17 protein-coding genes are annotated in these 16,039 nt (G+C 60.7%); 10 read left to right on the forward strand and 7 right to left on the reverse strand.

All coding sequences use genetic code 11. The features are described from left to right. Nucleotides 1-72: 72 nt before the first annotated feature. Nucleotides 73-798 carry a phytanoyl-CoA dioxygenase family protein gene (locus tag PSH57_RS17380; RefSeq protein WP_305390409.1) on the forward strand — a complete coding sequence of 242 codons (726 nt, stop codon included), beginning with the start codon at nucleotides 73-75 and terminating at the stop codon, nucleotides 796-798. On the opposite strand, the gene PSH57_RS17385 is transcribed toward PSH57_RS17380, so the two are convergent. Then, nucleotides 765-1,511, reverse strand: coding sequence for a substrate-binding periplasmic protein (locus PSH57_RS17385; RefSeq protein ID WP_305384414.1), 747 nt, complete (start codon nucleotides 1,509-1,511; stop codon nucleotides 765-767). The two genes, PSH57_RS17380 and PSH57_RS17385, sit on opposite strands and share 34 nt — an antisense overlap. A gap of 406 nt (nucleotides 1,512-1,917) precedes the next feature. Here PSH57_RS17385 and PSH57_RS17390 point away from each other — a divergent pair, with 406 nt between their 5' ends. Both PSH57_RS17390 and PSH57_RS17395 read left to right on the forward strand, forming a co-directional pair. Next, nucleotides 1,918-2,871, forward strand: a complete 954-nt coding sequence (locus tag PSH57_RS17390) for an alpha/beta fold hydrolase (RefSeq protein WP_305384416.1) — start codon at nucleotides 1,918-1,920, stop codon at nucleotides 2,869-2,871. Nucleotides 2,872-3,122: 251 nt separating this feature from the next. After that, nucleotides 3,123-5,303, forward strand: a complete 2,181-nt coding sequence (locus tag PSH57_RS17395; protein WP_305384418.1) for an ATP-binding protein — start codon at nucleotides 3,123-3,125, stop codon at nucleotides 5,301-5,303. Between the two features lie 37 nt (nucleotides 5,304-5,340). Here PSH57_RS17395 and PSH57_RS17400 read toward each other — a convergent pair whose 3' ends face one another. Both PSH57_RS17400 and PSH57_RS17405 read right to left on the reverse strand, forming a co-directional pair. Further along, nucleotides 5,341-5,733: a GFA family protein gene (locus PSH57_RS17400; RefSeq protein WP_305384420.1), complete on the reverse strand. Its 393-nt coding sequence runs from the start codon at nucleotides 5,731-5,733 to the stop codon at nucleotides 5,341-5,343. Between the two features lie 33 nt (nucleotides 5,734-5,766). Continuing rightward, on the reverse strand, nucleotides 5,767-6,693 hold the full coding sequence (locus PSH57_RS17405; protein ID WP_305384422.1) for a LysR family transcriptional regulator: 927 nt from the start codon (nucleotides 6,691-6,693) through the stop codon (nucleotides 5,767-5,769). 130 nt (nucleotides 6,694-6,823) lie between these two features. Between PSH57_RS17405 and PSH57_RS17410 the strand changes: the two genes are divergently transcribed. Beyond that, the gene (locus tag PSH57_RS17410) at nucleotides 6,824-7,228 is read left to right on the forward strand and encodes a RidA family protein (protein WP_305384424.1); all 405 of its coding nucleotides are present in this window, start codon (nucleotides 6,824-6,826) and stop codon (nucleotides 7,226-7,228) included. Nucleotides 7,229-7,456: 228 nt separating this feature from the next. Here PSH57_RS17410 and PSH57_RS17415 read toward each other — a convergent pair whose 3' ends face one another. The 3 genes from PSH57_RS17415 to PSH57_RS17425 are packed head-to-tail and all read right to left on the reverse strand — an operon-like array spanning nucleotide 7,457 to nucleotide 9,023. Then, nucleotides 7,457-7,936, reverse strand: coding sequence for a VOC family protein (locus tag PSH57_RS17415; RefSeq protein ID WP_305384425.1), 480 nt, complete (start codon nucleotides 7,934-7,936; stop codon nucleotides 7,457-7,459). Between the two features lie 60 nt (nucleotides 7,937-7,996). Then, nucleotides 7,997-8,242, reverse strand: a complete 246-nt coding sequence (locus PSH57_RS17420) for a hypothetical protein (RefSeq protein ID WP_305384426.1) — start codon at nucleotides 8,240-8,242, stop codon at nucleotides 7,997-7,999. Further along, a complete protein-coding gene (locus PSH57_RS17425) occupies nucleotides 8,235-9,023 on the reverse strand; it encodes an MlaA family lipoprotein (protein ID WP_305384428.1) in 789 nt (262 codons plus the stop codon). Before PSH57_RS17425 ends, PSH57_RS17420 begins: the two co-directional genes overlap by 8 nt. 260 nt (nucleotides 9,024-9,283) lie before the next feature. Between PSH57_RS17425 and PSH57_RS17430 the strand changes: the two genes are divergently transcribed. The 6 genes from PSH57_RS17430 to PSH57_RS17455 all read left to right on the forward strand — a co-directional run bounded on the left by PSH57_RS17430 (nucleotide 9,284) and on the right by PSH57_RS17455 (nucleotide 15,423). Beyond that, on the forward strand, nucleotides 9,284-9,994 hold the full coding sequence (locus PSH57_RS17430; protein ID WP_305384429.1) for a response regulator: 711 nt from the start codon (nucleotides 9,284-9,286) through the stop codon (nucleotides 9,992-9,994). Further along, the gene (locus tag PSH57_RS17435) at nucleotides 9,991-11,337 is read left to right on the forward strand and encodes a sensor histidine kinase (protein WP_305384431.1); all 1,347 of its coding nucleotides are present in this window, start codon (nucleotides 9,991-9,993) and stop codon (nucleotides 11,335-11,337) included. The genes PSH57_RS17430 and PSH57_RS17435 overlap by 4 nt, the downstream gene beginning before the upstream one ends. A gap of 102 nt (nucleotides 11,338-11,439) precedes the next feature. Then, nucleotides 11,440-11,961 carry a glutathione-regulated potassium-efflux system oxidoreductase KefF gene (kefF, locus tag PSH57_RS17440; protein ID WP_305384432.1) on the forward strand — a complete coding sequence of 174 codons (522 nt, stop codon included), beginning with the start codon at nucleotides 11,440-11,442 and terminating at the stop codon, nucleotides 11,959-11,961. A 1-nt stretch (nucleotide 11,962) separates the two neighbouring features. Continuing rightward, nucleotides 11,963-13,789: a glutathione-regulated potassium-efflux system protein KefC gene (kefC, locus tag PSH57_RS17445; RefSeq protein WP_305384433.1), complete on the forward strand. Its 1,827-nt coding sequence runs from the start codon at nucleotides 11,963-11,965 to the stop codon at nucleotides 13,787-13,789. A 198-nt stretch (nucleotides 13,790-13,987) separates the two neighbouring features. After that, nucleotides 13,988-14,368 carry a RidA family protein gene (locus PSH57_RS17450; RefSeq protein WP_305384434.1) on the forward strand — a complete coding sequence of 127 codons (381 nt, stop codon included), beginning with the start codon at nucleotides 13,988-13,990 and terminating at the stop codon, nucleotides 14,366-14,368. Between the two features lie 500 nt (nucleotides 14,369-14,868). Then, on the forward strand, nucleotides 14,869-15,423 hold the full coding sequence (locus tag PSH57_RS17455) for a thioesterase family protein (RefSeq protein WP_305384436.1): 555 nt from the start codon (nucleotides 14,869-14,871) through the stop codon (nucleotides 15,421-15,423). 66 nt (nucleotides 15,424-15,489) lie between these two features. Here the strand turns inward: PSH57_RS17455 and PSH57_RS17460 are convergent, their stop codons facing one another. Further along, the gene (locus tag PSH57_RS17460) at nucleotides 15,490-15,825 is read right to left on the reverse strand and encodes a lipoprotein (protein WP_047227691.1); all 336 of its coding nucleotides are present in this window, start codon (nucleotides 15,823-15,825) and stop codon (nucleotides 15,490-15,492) included. Between the last annotated feature and the right edge of the window lie 214 nt (nucleotides 15,826-16,039).

Genomic DNA, 16,039 nt, shown 5'->3' on the forward strand with positions numbered 1-16,039 from the left:
GGTTGTTCGCCCGGCACAACGAGGGCGCACGGGAGCAAACGTTTCATGCTTCACAAGGAAACCGAGATCACCATGATCGACCGCAAACAACTGCATCAGGAAGGCTATGCCCTACTCCGCCGAGCGATCCCCGCCGAGTGGCTGGGTGACCTGCGTGCCGTGTTCGACGCCGGGGTGAAACCGTCGGACCAGTGGCCAGTGCCGCGTGGCATGGACTGGCGTTACTCGATGCTGGATGACGATGCGAAGGTTCAAGCTGTGTGTCGCCTGCCCCAGGTGCTGGCTGTGGTGAGTGAGCTGATCGGGGAGCGGTTCTTTCTCTCGCAGGTGGAGGGCCGCGAGCCTCTTCTCGGTGGCGGCCATCAACAACTGCACCGCGACTTGTCGGCCCAACGGCCAGGCGACATCGCCATCGCCCTGGCTTTTTTCGACGATTATGGCCCCGAGAACGGCGCGACACGTATCGTCCCCGGTAGCCATCGCCCCGAGCAGGGAGAGCCGCCCATGGACCTCAACAACGAGTCGCGCTCCGTACAGCTTTCAGGCGGCGCGGGAGACATCCTGGTGTTCGATGTCGATCTGGTCCATGCGGGCAGTCTGAACTCGATTGGCGCGCGCCGTCGCTCGATTCTGATCAGTTATTTTTCGGAGCCGTTGTACGCCTCACACCTGGAAACCGTGGGGTTGCGCAATGTGAGGATGGACACGAGTGAGCGGTTCGAGCCTTTGGGGGCCTGCGAAGGATGTGAGCAGCGAGCTTTCGTTTATTGCCCAACGGGCCGCTCATACCGCCGCTGAATCCGCTCCACCTCGCCAGAACGCCGCAACTGCTCCAAAGCCTTGGCCCACGCAGCCACCACCTCATCTTCAGAGTCAAGGCTGAAGGCGATGTACAGCGAGGACCGATAGAGCTCGATGGGAATTTTGCGCAGTGTGCCAGGCGCGATATTCAACTGGCGGCTGTAGTAAGCCACCCCCGCATCGGTGTCGCCTACGATGATACCGGTGCGCCCGGCGAGCAGCATGCGGTAGAGCAGCTTGCTCTCGGTTGCACTTTTGTCCAGATTGTTGAAGCCCAGCGACTGCAGCATCTGCGGGACCAGGCCGGCATGACGCGTGGTGATCTGCGGGGCATGCAGCAGTTGCTCCAGGGAGGTCACCGGCGGTGTACTGGCCAACTGATAAGCATAAATGGACTCTTCCACGATCGGCCCGACCCACTTGTACAACGGCTCGCGCTCCGCCGTGCGGAACAGTGAAAACATGAGGGTCTTGCTTCGGGTCCTCAGTACCTGGGTGGCGCGCATGCTGGGCTGCAGCAGCACCTCGAAGTCATCCCCGGTCAGGGCCATGATGGCCCGCACGATCTCTGTGGTCATGCCGGTGAGCTGGTTGTTTTCTTGATAGTTGTAGGGGGCCCATTCTTCGGTAACCACCTGATATTCCCCGGCCCTGACCACAGTGCCAAGCAATAGACAGAGCAGCGCTGCAACCGGTGTCGAAAGTCTCACATATTCTCCTGGTAGGCCGCTCGGTGTTCACGGTGGGCCTGATGGAACTGACTCAATAAGCATAGACGCAAACCCGCTCCAAACCGATGACGCAGTTCAAATTCCTGACCTTTGCAACCTCTCGGAACCAGGCCCCTTTGGTGCCGCTGCGTTCGTTCGGCTGAGCGGCGCAGTGTTTAAGAGGAGCCACTTTTGACGTAGGGATTTGGCCTCTCGCCACAGATACCCCACAACGGATTCCTGTAGTTGGCCCACCCTCGTATCTGACCGCAGGTATCTGTTATTCCTATAGTTGCTATCGATACCAACGCCATTCTCGCCATCGGCCTCTCTCTCTAATCTGCCCACCAACGCGATCGATGACGATCGCCGCCCATCAAACCCGACCCTTATGGAGAGAGAAACGATGAACACACTCAACCGCACCCTGGCCATTGCGACGCTGGCACTGGCAACCCTCAGCGCCGAAGCCGCCTCCCCCGCCCAAATCGCGGCGAGCACGTCCGCCGTCGGCAGCTTTATTCAGTCCTCCAGCTACATCACCACCCGGGATGGCGTGCATCTGTACTACAAGGACTGGGGCCCACGGGATGGCCAGGTAGTCACCTTCAGTCACGGCTGGCCGCTGAACGCCGACAGCTGGGAAGCGCAGATGATGTTCCTCGCCGCCAAAGGTTACCGCGTTGTTGCCCACGACCGTCGCGGTCATGGCCGCTCCAGCCAGCCGTGGGAAGGCAACGACATGGATCACTACGCCGACGATCTGGCGGCGGTGATTGAAGCGTTGGACCTCAAAGAGGTCACGTTGGTTGGGTTCTCGACCGGTGGCGGCGAAGTGGCTCGCTATATCGGTCGCCATGGTACTGGCCGGGTGAAGAAGGCCGTGCTGGTTTCCTCAGTCCCACCGCTGATGCTCAAGACCGAAACCAACCCCAACGGCTTGCCCCTCGAGGTGTTCGACGGGCTGCGCAAGGCGTCCCTGGAGAACCGCTCACAGCTTTACCTGGACATTGCCTCCGGTCCCTTCTTCGGTTTCAACCGCGAGGGTGCCAAGCCGTCCCAAGGTCTGATCCAGTCGTTCTGGGTGCAGGGCATGCAGGGTGGCAGCAAGAACACCTACGATTCGATCGCGGCCTTCTCGGCCACCGACTTCCGTGGCGACTTGAAGAAGTTCGATATGCCGACCCTGGTTATCCACGGGGACGACGATCAGATCGTGCCCATTGCTGCTTCCGGCCGGGCCTCGGCGGCGCTGATCAAGGGCGCTCGTCTGATCGTCTACCCCGGCGCGCCGCATGGCCTGACCGAGACGCACAAGGACCGCCTGAACCAGGATCTGCTGACGTTTCTTCGGGAATAAAGCCGGGACATGGCACTGACGCCAGTCAGTTAAGGATCTGAACCTGTGGGAGCGGACTTGCTCGCGAAGACAGTGTGCCGAGCAACATCAATGTTGACTGGCCGCCGTCTTCGCGGGCAAGCCCGCTCCCACAAGTGTTCTCTGACGGACATAAACTCAGCAGATGGCCCTGACTGGCACGCTCATCAATTCATATGAACCTAGCCGTCCTACAACCCTCGGATATTCAAGACGTACCAAGGGTGACGCACATGACAATCGAAGACACTTTATTACGTCAACGCAAGGTACTTGCCGAGTTCGGCGAGCTGGCCCTGGTTTCAGACGACCTGGAGCACATCCTCGACGAGGCCTGTCGTTTGGTAGGCGAGGCACTGGAAACCCATCTGGCGAAATTCATGTCGCTGGAAGACGACGGCGTCACTTTCTTTGTACGCAACGGTGTGGGCTGGTTGCCGGGCGTCGTGGGTCAAGTCCGGATCCAGGCATCGGAAGGAACGCCGGAGCGGTATTCCCTGGACATGGGCGGCGCCGTCACCTCCACGGATATTGCCTCAGAAACACGCTTTCATTATCACGACTTCCAAACACGCAACGGCGTCCAGGCGTTCGTCAACGTGCTGGTATACGGAGCCACCGAGAAGCGGCCCTTCGGCATCTTCGAAGTCGACAGCCGCAGCCCCCGGCAGTTTAGCGAGAGCGACATTGATTTTCTGCGCGGCTACAGCAACCTGCTGGGTGCAGCATTGAAACGCGCCAAAACCATGCAGGCCATGCGTCTGACTGAAAAAAAATTGCGTGAAAGCGAAAGACACTACCGAATCGCCGCGCAGCTCAATCCGCTCTGGCCCTGGACGGCCGACAGCCATGGCGCGGTGACATCGCTGGATCAACGCTGGTATGAATACACCGCAAGGTCGCCGGAGCAGACACTGGGACGCCAGTGGTTGAACGCAACGCACCCCGATGACCGAATCTCATTTGCCAGGTTGTGGAATCAGTCGTTGGCGAGTTTGCAGCCCTTCGACGCGCAGATCCAGTTGCGAAAATCCACAGGAGAATATCGATGGTTCAGAATCCGCGCATTTTGTAGCCTGGACTCCGAAGGACGATGCGAGCAGTGGTACGGCACCGCCGAAGACATCAATGAACGGGTGCAACTGGAGGCAGCGCTCAGAGACTGGAACGATCTGCTCGAAGAACGTATTGCAAGCCGTACCGAGCAGCTTGAAGCCGAACAACAGGAGCGCGCACTGGCTGAGTCGAAACTGCGGCAAAGTCAGAAAATGGAAGCGGTAGGCCAACTGACAGGGGGCATCGCTCACGACTTCAATAACCTGCTGGCCGGCATCACCGGCAGCCTGGAGCTGATGCAACGGCACATCGACCGTCAACGCTACGGCGAACTGTCTCGCTACAACTCCGTCGCCCTGACCTCAGCAACGCGCGCAGCCGCACTGACCCAGCGCCTGTTGGCATTTTCCAGGCAGCAATCTCTGGAGCCGGAAATTCTCGAACCGCGCAAAGTGGTGGCCGGCCTCGAAGAAATGATCCGGCGCTCCGTGGGCCCGAGCATTCATGTCGAATGCGCTTTCAGGGGGCAAGATCCAATCAAATGCGACCCCAATGGACTGGAGAACGCCCTGCTCAATCTGGCGATCAACGCCCGGGATGCGATGCCCGGCGGCGGAAACTTGAAACTTGACGTTCAGCGCTGCGTTATCGATGCGACATCTTCCAGCGAAAAAATGATACCGCCGGGCCTGTACGTGGCGATCTCGGTCACCGACTCGGGCACGGGGATCAGCGCCGATATCCTGTCTCGGGTGTTCGATCCGTTTTTCACCACCAAGCGCATTGGCGAAGGCTCCGGCCTGGGTCTGTCGATGATCTACGGGTTTGCCCAGCAATCCGGAGGGCAGGTGAAAATTCAGAGCAGCGTCGGCGTGGGCACGACCGTGACGATGTATTTTCCGGTTGTCAGCCAATCCCCCATCAGGGTGAAGAGCGCGCATCTGGATGAGACTGCACCTTTGCAGCCCGGCGCCAACGAAACCATCCTGGTGGTCGACGACGAAGCGGCGATTCGCCAGTTGGTCTCGGAATTCCTGACTGAAACCGGCTATCACGTCCTCGATGCGCTGGACAGCGTCTCTGCCCTGAAACAGGCCGATAAGACCGAGCATATCGATTTATTGCTGACAGATATCGGCCTGCCCGGAACCATGAATGGCATCAGCCTGGCGAATGAAATGAAGGTCAGATACCCCGCGCTGAAAGTGTTGTTCATCACCGGATTTGCCGAGGGGGAAAATATGGTTTCGGTCGACGCCACGACCCACGTACTGGCCAAACCTTTCAGCCTGACTGACCTGGGCCGGCGGGTGGGTGCGTTGATTCACTTCCATGATGACGGCGCGGGATCACACTGACGCGATTGTGGGCTTCGACTAAGACCCGCTACCGCGCCTACTCCTCGAAGCGCCCGGTGCCTTCTCGATCATGCTGGTAGTGCCTGGTGAACGGAAACGCCGGCAACCAGGACTCACGGCGCACAGTCCAGCTTTCGTAGGTGGGCATCAGTTGATCCGGGGCATCCAGCGTTCCCAGGTTCACTTCAACCTCGTCGCCGGTACGGGCGAACACCGACGAGCCGCAGCGCGGGCAGAAGAAGCGTCCGGCGTAGTCCCGGGCTTCACCCTCGATCGTCACGGCATCCTGGGGAAACACGGCAGAGGCGTAGAAGAGCGCCCCGTGATGCTTGCGGCAGTCGAGGCAGTGGCAAAGGCCAACCCGGTAGGGGCGGCCCGAAGCTTGGATGCGAACGTTGCCGCATAGGCAACCGCCGGTGAATCGGTCCATGGTGCGTCTCCTCTGCAGTCATGCGGTCGGGTTTCATAACCCGGATCGGTCAATAACAGGCCCGTGTTGCGCCATCAACTCCACCACCCACTCAATGAACACCCGCAACTTGGCGCTGATATGCCGGTTCGGAGGATAAGCCACGTAGAGCGGCATCGGGTCGAGGCGCCAGTCTTCGAACAGGGGCACCAACTCCCCTCGCGCCTGGTGGGATCTGGACATGTACTCGGGTAGCCAGAGCACACCCAACCCCGCCAGCCCCGCCGCGAGGTAGGCGTTGCCATCATCCACGGCCAGTGCGTAGCGTCCTTTGATGTGCAGATGTTCGCCGTGGTTGTGCATGGCGTAAGGGAGCGCTTTGCCGGTGCGCGCCCAGAGGAAACCGACGATGCGATGCTGGGAATCTTCCAGTTCTCGCGGATGCGCAGGCGTGCCGACGCGCTGCAGATAGCTCGGTGCGGCAAACACGCCAAGGGCCAGATCGCCGACGCGCCGGGCGATCAGCGACTGGTCCGTCAGCTCGCCGCCGCGCACCACGCAATCGACATTTTCATCGATGATGTCGACGATGCGGTCGCTGGCGCCCATGTCGATCTGGATGTCCGGGTATCGTGCGTAAAATTGCGGCAATCCCGGTACCAGGATCATGGTCGCCAACGGGCTTGGCACATCCACTCGCAGTCGTCCCCGGGGCAGTGCCTGGGCGCCGGACAGGCTGGTCTCGGCATCGTCCATGTCGGCCAGCAGGCGGATCACCCGCTCGTAATAAGCGGCGCCGTCAGCGGTGACGTTGACCTTGCGCGTGGTGCGGTTGAGCAACTTGACGCGCAGCCGCGCCTCCAGTTGCTGCACCAGTTGGGTCACGGTGGTTTTGCTCATGTGCAGTGTGTCGGCGGCTTTGGTGAAGCTGCCCGCCTCCACCACTCGAACGAATGCTTGCATCGCGTCGAAACGATCCATTGCTGCCCCGGTGTCCGTCAGATTGTTTGGATTTTACAAACAGTGATCGCCAAGGTTGCTCGTTTATCGTCCGCGCACAAGCCCCTAGAGTGTTCTCAACGTTGAATCCGACCTTTTGATGGAGGCACCCATGACGCAGCGCGATGTAGTTTTCCCCGCCGGACGCCAGGCACTTTATGAGCGTAATCGCTATTCGCCGGCGATTCGCTCCAATGGCTTTTTATTCGTATCGGGGCAAGTCGGCAGCACCGAAGATGGCTCGCCAGAACCCGAACTGGAGGACCAGGTTCGGCTGGCGTTCAACAATCTGAAGGCCATTCTCGCCGCCGCCGATTGCACCTTTGATGATGTGGTCGATGTCACGGTCTTCATCGTCGATCCAGAATCGACATTCGAAACGATCTGGAAAGTGGTGCCCGAATTCTGGGGCAGCGCACCGCATCCGACGCTCACGGCGGTGGGGGTGACGTGGCTGTATGGTTTTCAGTTCGAGATCAAGGTGATCGCCAGGTTGCCTGAAGCCGCCCAGGGATGAGCTGACTGGCGGCAGATCAGGTTGCAGCCATGTTGAATGTGCCGCCGTCATCGCGAGCAGGCTCGCTCCCACAGGGGATTGCGCTGGTTTCGAATCTCGAGGCCGCTGAAAATTCCTGTGGGAGCGGGCTTGCTCGCGAAGACGGCGGCACATTCAATATCAATCCAAGCCGGCCCACCGCTTTCGCGAGCAAGCCCGCTCCCACAGGGAATCGGCGGTGACCGCTGGTTAACCTTTCAACGCTGCTTCGATGGCCGCGATGTCGATCTTTGTCATCTCCATCATGGCTTCGAACGCGCGCTTGGCGGCTGCTTTATCGGGATTGGCTATCGCGGCGGTCAGCACGCGAGGGGTGATCTGCCAGGACAGGCCCCACTTGTCCTTGCACCAGCCGCAGGCACTTGCCTGGCCGCCATTGCCGATAATCGCGTCCCACAAGCGGTCCGTTTCGGCCTGGTCATCGGTCGCGACCTGGAACGAAAAGGCTTCGTTGTGCTGGAACGCCGGACCTCCGTTCAGCCCCAGGCATGGAATGCCCATTACCGTGAACTCCACCGTCAGCACATCACCCTGCTTGCCCATCGGATAATCACCGGGGGCTTGATGAACGGCCTGCACCGCACTGTCCGGGAACGTCGCGGCGTAGAACTGCGCAGCCTCCAGCGCAGCACCGTCGTACCAGAGACAAATCGTGTTTTTGTTGTTCATCCGATCTCTCCGAGAGATAGCTGGACGGTAAAGTCTAGCAGTCTCTACGTCGGCGCAAGGCTACCGGACCAGTGGGTTTACCCGCTCCCCATGACTGACCATCCAGCGAATCATGCTCGCCAGCGGCACCCGGTAATTCTGGAGGTCGCACGCGCCGGCCTGGTCATGGCTGTACAACTCCAGATAACGGCTGAGCAGCAGATGTCGACCATCCTCCGTCAACTGCAGCTCGATCTCCCGGCAATGCAAAATGCCTCGGTCGAGGGTTTTCACTCGCCGGTGCAGCACCAATACAGGGTTACTCATCAACGGTCGCTCCCTCCTGGCAATCGGCGTCATCCCCAGCCACCGCGCCCAACTTGCCCTGGGCGACAAAATCGGCGCGCCGCTGCGCTACCGAGTCACGAAGCGCCGCGTAGTAATCCGGCCGGCCGCGCAACTTGTCCGTCAGCGGGAGCGCCTCGGCACGACCATCGACAACCCCGCCTACGGTATTGATCGTACTCAACGTATCGACCGTGTCGCTGTTGCTGCCGAACGGATCGACCGCAGAACTCAGCAGTCTGCCCGTTGCGTCGCGCAGGCTGGACGTTCCCAGCAGCGGCAGTTCGACAATCGGCCCGGGGGCGATGTTCCAGACGCCGAAGGTCTGGCCGAAATCGGCCTTGTGGCGTTCGATACCCAGTTTGCCCGACACATCGATCAGCCCGACGATGCCTGCGGTGGTGTTGATGACGAAGCGGCCCAGGGTGTTGACCGAGCGCTGGGCGTTGCCTTGCAGCAGATCGTTGATGAAGACCTTGGGCTCACCGAAGTTCGCCACGAAATTATGGACCCCAGTCTGTACCACGTCCGGAAGCTTGAGATAACCACGGGCAACCGGGGCCAACGCATAGTCATCGACCGTCCGGTTGAAGGCGAAGATGCCCCGGTTGACCGGCTCTGCCGGATCATCGACGGTGTAGCTCGCACGTTCACAACTGCCAGGGGTTGCAGCGGGCGTGCTGGTGCAGCCGCTGGCGACTGCCACGAGTACTACGACAACAGCGCAACGGACAAACAGCGCAACGGGCTTGGTGATCGGCATACAAGGCTATCTCGGCAAGGGATGGGGCGATACCGGTCAGTTAGGGGAGACACCGCCGTGCACAAATCCCGTGGCGAGATTGCGTGTTGGGCTGGCCATTTTCAACTGACTGACATGGGGCGATCCTGCCCTTGTTTTTTTGCCTGAAGATTTCCAGAACATTGCCCGTCGGCAACTTTATTACCAAGTTGAAATATATGACGCAGCCCCCGGATTAACCCTAGTATCCCCTTCTGTATTCATTGCCGTGCGTGCCCACTGTGAGCCATCTATTACTGGTGGACGACGACCTCGAAGTCCTCGCCCTCTTGCGCAAATTCCTCGAGCAACATGGCTATAGCGTCGAAGTGGCCGCCGACGGTGCCGCCCTGTGGCAGGCGGTGGCGCGTCGGTTGCCGGACCTGATCATCCTCGATGTCATGTTGCCGGGAGACAGTGGACTGGTGCTCTGCCAGCGACTGCGGGCCGAGCATACGGTCGGCATCATCATGCTCACGGCCATGGGTGAGCTGAGTGATCGCGTCGTCGGTCTTGAGCTGGGGGCGGATGATTACCTGACCAAGCCGTTCGATGCGCGCGAGCTGCTGGCCCGGGTGCGCGCCGTGCTCAGACGCACCGGTGAAGCCAGGGACACATTGAATAACACCTCGCGTCTGATTCTGGAATTCGAAAGCTGGCAACTGGACGTCACCCGTCGCGAGTTGCGCTCGCCGGACAAAGTCATGATCCCGCTGTCCACCGGCGAGTTTGAGTTGCTGCTGGTCTTTGCCGAACACCCGCGCCGGGTCCTCACTCGCCAGCAGTTGCTAGACCTGGCCCGCGGCGAAACGTACGACGCGTTCGATCGCAGCATCGACGTCCAGGTCAGCCGGCTGCGCCGCAAGCTGGAGACCGATATCACTGGCCCATCGATGATCCGCACCATTCGCAACAGCGGCTACCTCTTCAGCCCCCACGTGGTGAAGCGATGAAGGCCAAGCTCTCACCCTTTCATCGACCACGCGATACGGTCGCCCGCTGGATTGCCCTGACCACCATGCTCGCCATGCTGACCTTACTGGCATTGAACGAGCTGTTCGGCCTGTTGGCCGGAACCTGGGCGCGCCCTCCCCTGATGGAAACCGGCCTGATGGAGAAGGCCGCCGCCATCACTCGCATCATCGACTCGGTGGCGCCCGGACAACGACCCGATATCGCCAGGGCGGCCAGCGACCAGGCGTTCGCCGCGCAATGGTTACCCCGCCGTGAAGATGCACGATTACCGGTGATCGACGACCCGCAATTCAGTGAGGGCTCGGCGTTCCTGCGCAAGCAGCTGGGCAGGCCCGACGCCAGGATAGAGGCCTTCGAGCCCGCCGATTGGCCCGCCGATCAGCCAAACAGACGCTACGCGGTCCTCATCCAACTGGCCGACCATTCCTGGGTGGAGTTTTCCGTGCCCTCTCGCAGTTGGGGCATGAAGGAATGGATGCGCAACCTGATCATTATCGCGCTGATTCTTTTATCGACTTTCATCGTCGGCTTGATTGCCACGCGGCACCTGGCGACCCCGCTGGAACGCTTCGCCGAGGGCGCCAGGCGCTTTGGCGTGGACTTCAAGGCGCCGCCCATCCCCGTGGTCGGCCCTCACGAAATCCGCCAGGCGATCCTCGCGTTCAACGCCATGCAGGCCCAGCTCCAGCACTTCGTCCAGGACCGCACACAAATGCTCGCCGCCATCTCCCACGACCTGCGCGCCCCCCTGACCCGCATGCGCCTGCGTGGAGAGTTCATCGACGACGCCGAACAGCAATCGAGACTGTTCAGGGACGTGGATGAAATGCAGGTGATGGTCAATAGCGCGCTGGAATTTTTTCGCGACGAAGCTCGGCTCGAACACGCCACCGCGTTCGACCTGGCCGAGCTGCTGCACACCGTCGTCGACGACTTCAAGGATGCCGGCACTGAGGTTTCATTCGAGGGCGCTCATCGTTTCGTTTATGTGGGCCGGCCCATCGGGATCAAGCGAGCGCTGGTCAACCTGATCGACAATGCGAGCAAATATGGCAGCGAGCCGGGCGTTCAGCTCAAGGCGTTCATGGACCGCGTCGAAATTCGCGTCCACGACCGCGGACCTGGCATCGCGCCGCAGTTGCACGAGCAAGTCTTCGCACCCTTCTTCCGCATCGAGGGCTCACGCAACAAGAACACCGGTGGTGTCAGCCTGGGGCTGTCGGCGGCACGGGCGACGGTGCTGGAGCATGGCGGGACGCTGACCCTCAGGAATCGGCGCAGCGGCGGCCTGGAGGTCAAGGTCTCGCTGCCGCTCAACTGACCCGAACACGACACGCCGGCAAACAATGTTCTAAACAACACGCGCCTTCCTCGGTAGGATATCCGGCCTTTTGACCCGGACCGGCCTCCCGGAATTACCCTGATGATTCTGATCATTTACGCCCACCCCTACCCCGACCAATCACGGGTCAACCAGCAAATGCTCCAGCGGGCATCCAGCAATCCGGACGTGGTCATACGGTCGCTCTACGAGCTTTATCCGGACTTCAACATCGACGTCGGGGCCGAACAGCGCGCCGTCGAACAGAGCCAACTGCTCGTTCTCCAGCACCCGATGCATTGGTACAGCATGCCGCCGCTGCTGAAATTGTGGATCGATAAAGTGTTCACCCATGGCTGGGCCTATGGCAGAGACGCCACAGCCCTCAAAGACAAGCCCCTGCTATGGGCTGTTACCACGGGTGGCAACCACGATCATTTCCAGATCGGCGCCTGCCCGGGTTTCCAGGTGCTGGCCCAGCCCCTCCACGCAACGGCCATCTACTGCCACATGCGCTGGCTGGAGCCGGTCGTGGTACACGGCGCGTATGCCGGCGCGTCCGAGACCCTGGACGCACAAATCGAACACTACAGCGCACGCCTGGCCTCCTGGAAGGAAGATTGATATGGAGACTCACAGCCTGATTGAACTGCTTATCTACCTGGGTTCGGCGGTGTTGATCGTGCCGATTGCCGTCAGGTTGGGCCTGGGCCCGGTGTTGGGTTATCTGCTGGCCGGGTGCGTGATCGGCCCGTGGGGGCTCAAGCTCGTGACTGACGTACAGGCGATTCTGGAATTCGCCGAAATCGGTGTCGTCCTGATGCTGTTCGTGATCGGGCTCGAACTCGATCCCAAGCGGCTCTGGGCGTTGCGCAGGATGGTGTTCGGTGGCGGCGCCTTGCAGATGCTCGCCTGTGGCGGGGCAATCGCGGTGTTCTGCGCGGCCCTGGGGCTGAATTGGACGGCCGCGCTGCTGGTCGGCCTGACCCTGAGCCTGTCCTCCACGGCCATCGCCATGCAAGCGATGAACGAGCGCAACCTGACGTCGACCGCCGTCGGGCGCAGCAGCTTCGCCGTCTTGTTGTTCCAGGACATCGCGGCCATTCCCCTGGTTGCCATGATTCCGTTGTTGTCGGCCCACGGTGAAACGCCGTCAGGCACCGCTCTGGTGCTTTCGATCGTCAAGATCGTCGTGGCCATCAGCGTCGTCGTGCTGTTGGGACGCTACGTGACGCGCCCGCTGCTGCGCTTCGCCGCGCGGTCGGGTCTGCGTGAAATCTTCAGCGCCGTGGCGCTGTTCCTGGTGTTCGGTTTCGGTTTTCTTCTGGAAGAGGCCGGCTTGTCGATGGCCATGGGCGCGTTCCTCGCCGGGGTGCTGCTGGCCAGCTCTGAATATCGCCATGCCCTGGAAAGCGACATCGAACCGTTCAAAGGCTTACTGCTGGGGCTGTTTTTTATCGGCGTCGGCATGTCGATCGATTTTGGCACGCTGATCAATGCACCGCTGAAGGTCCTGACCCTGACCCTGGGTTTCATTCTGATCAAATTGCTGGTGATCAAGACCGTCAGCCGGTTCCTCAACGTCCCTACCGGCCAACGCTCATGGCAAGCAGTGTTGCTCGGCCAGGGCAGCGAGTTCGCCTTCGTGGTGTTCGGCGCCGCCACGCTGGCTGGCATTCTGACAGACCAGTGGGGCAAGAGCCTGACGCTGGCGGTGGCCCTGTCCATGTGCCTGACGCCCTTGCTGATCCTGCTGCTGGATCGAATAGAGTCCAACACCAGCAAAGACCGCCAGGAATCCGACCTCGTCGATCAGCAGAACCCACGGGTGATCATCGCCGGGTTCGGCCGCTTCGGACAGATCGCCGGACGTCTCTTGATGTCCTGCGGCGTCGAGGTGGTGGTGCTGGACCATGACCCCGACAACATCGAGACGCTGCGCAAATTCGGCGTGAAAGTGTTCTACGGCGACGCCACTCGCCTCGATCTGCTCCACGCGGCCGGTGCCGGCCAGGCGGTGGTGTTGATCAATGCGATCGACGACCAGCAGGACAACCTGACGCTGACCCGACTGGCCCGGGAGCACTTCCCCGCGTTGAAACTGATCGTCCGTGCGCGGGACATGGGGCACCTGATCACCCTGCGGCAGATGGGCGTGCAGGCCGCCGAGCGGGAAACCTTCGAGAGCGCGTTGGCATTGGGCCGAAATGCGCTGGTGCAGATGGGTGTCGGGGCTTACGAAGCGCGCGAGCGCGCGGATCAGTTCCGTCGTTTGAATCTGCAGATGCTGGAGGAAATCGTCGCCCAGCCGGAAGACGACCTCAAGTTCAGGCACGACGCCTACCGGCGCGCCAACGCGTTGCTCACGCAGATGTTCAACGAAGACCGTGCGCGCCCCGTCGACAGTTGGCCTGACCATCATCGAAACGAGACGGATGAGGCGCGCAGCTGATCTGTCTCCCGGCGTCGCACGCGCCCAAACTGGCGCCGATGCGATGGCCGGGCTCGAAGGCCGGATGCGGGAGTCGAGGGTTGTTCATGGGCAGAGAAAGGAAATCACGAAAGGCTCGACGATGGACGGTAAACTGGCCGCGCAAGGGCCGTCTGCGTCGCGACCGCCCCATTACCCTTTCCTGAACAAGAGGCTTTCATGGCAAACCAAGACATCACGTTCATTCCCGACCCAGACGCGGACTCCATCTCCTCCGACGTTGCCGGCTTCGGCGGCCTGCTGGTTTCCACCCAGATCCCCACTCGCCCTGACGGCAGCCTGGAACTGGGTGACATCACCCTGCAAAGCGAATGCACATTGCAGGCACTCAAGACAGCCCTGGAAGGCGCCGGCAGTTCCATGGAGCGGGTCTTGCACCTGACCATTTACCTCACCGACATGGCCGACCGCGCGGCCTTCAACGAGGTGTACCAGCGTTTCTTCGCCAAACCCTGGCCGGTACGCGCCGCAGTGGGGGTGGCAGCGCTGGCGGTTGAAGGGATGCGAGTGGAAGTGACTGCGATGGCGGCCAAAGGCTGAGGTTGCGGCTTTGTTGAACATCCGGCGCGGAGTTTGAAGCCCCCATAAGGTGAATCCAAAGTACCTCTTGTGACGAGGGAGTGGCCGCCGCGTCTGCGACGCTTCGTTGTCGCGCGGGGAACTGGCTCCTGTGGCGAGGGGATTTATCCCCGTTGGGCTGCGCAGCAGCCCCCAAACCAGGTAACTCGGTGCGCCAGGAAGATTGCGTTAACTGCTTTAGGGCCGCTACGCAGCCCAACGGGGATAAATCCCCTCGCCACAAAGGAGGCGCACTCACCTAACTGAGATCACATTGCCGCGTTGTGTTTGGCAGATTAAAAGTCAGCAGGTTGTAGTTTGTTCCGTGAGAGCTTGCTCCCTCGCCACAGGTTCTTGATGAGTTCAACCCGCCGGACATGTCCCAAATGCGCGACTTGCGCGAAAACAGTCATTTGCGCACCTAGCCCAAGCCTCGGCACCTGTCTAAAGTGCAGCGTTTTCCACCCTTGCGGGCGCATTTTATGAATCTCTGGTTCCGGCTGTTGCTAATGCTGTTTCGGCGTCCCTGGCGCAAGCCGACGGGTCCCCTGGATACCACCGTGGTGCGCATGCGGGTGTGGCCGTTGGACCTGGATCTCAACCGCCACGTTACCAATGGGCGCTACTTCACGCTGGCCGACGTAGGGCGTATGGATTACGTGCTGCGCAGTGGCGCTTACAAAGTGGCATTGCGCAACCGGGCAGTGCCGATCGTGGGGGATGTGTGGGGCAAGTTTCGGCGGGAGCTGAAGCTGTTCGAAGCGTTCGAGGTGCACACCCGCCTGTTGGGCTGGGACGAGAAGTGGACCTTCATGGAACACCGTTTCCTGAGCCAGGGGCGCGTGGTGGGCGTGGTGATGATGCGTGGCCTGTTCCGTTCGGCCCAGGGCACGATTGCACCGCAAGAATTTATTCGCGCGCTGGGGTTGGCCGAACACTCACCGGCCATGCCCGAATGGCTCAGCGCCTGGTCGCAAAGTTGCGATGGCATGAGCCTTGAGCTTCGGGAGGAGGAAGGTGCTCGCTCTGTTGGCTAGCGGTGACTGGATAAAATCACCACGCCAGCCAGCACTGCACATCCCTCCCCCACAACAGCTGGGGTCTTACTGAACGGTTTTCAGCTTGACCACATCACCGGACACCTTGGTGGTGTAACCGGTCAGGACCCAGGCCCAGAACCAGTCTTCCTGCACTTGGGTGTTGATCATGGCGTCGCCGCCCTTGGCCAGGATCGCGGCATTCTGAGCACGCACGAAACGGTTGTTCTGGCGGATCGGGATCATGCCGAACAGCAGCAGGCCGGTGGCCTTCGCTTCACTGTGACCGACAACGGTGTATTGGCTGCTGTCGTACTGCTTGGTTTTCATCGGGGTGCCGGTGCAACCCGCCAGGGCCAGGCCAACCAGTGCGCAGGCGACAATTTTGCTGAGGTGGTTCATTGAATACTCCATGAGAAAACGCCCGGGATCCATCTCTCGGGCGGCGCGTACTCTAACCGATCAGCATCAAATTGACATCACCCCGCTCAATCACCCGTAAAGCTCGACGCAGAGCCATTCCTCAGGTGCCACTGCAGCGCTCCGGGCCTTCGTCGATCCCCTGGACAACCTCGGTTCTTCCAGCGAAGGCGGAAAAGTCACCTACACCAAACTG

The sequence above is a fragment of the Pseudomonas hefeiensis genome, assembly GCF_030687835.1.
Taxonomy (GTDB): Bacteria; Pseudomonadota; Gammaproteobacteria; order Pseudomonadales; family Pseudomonadaceae; genus Aquipseudomonas; species Aquipseudomonas hefeiensis.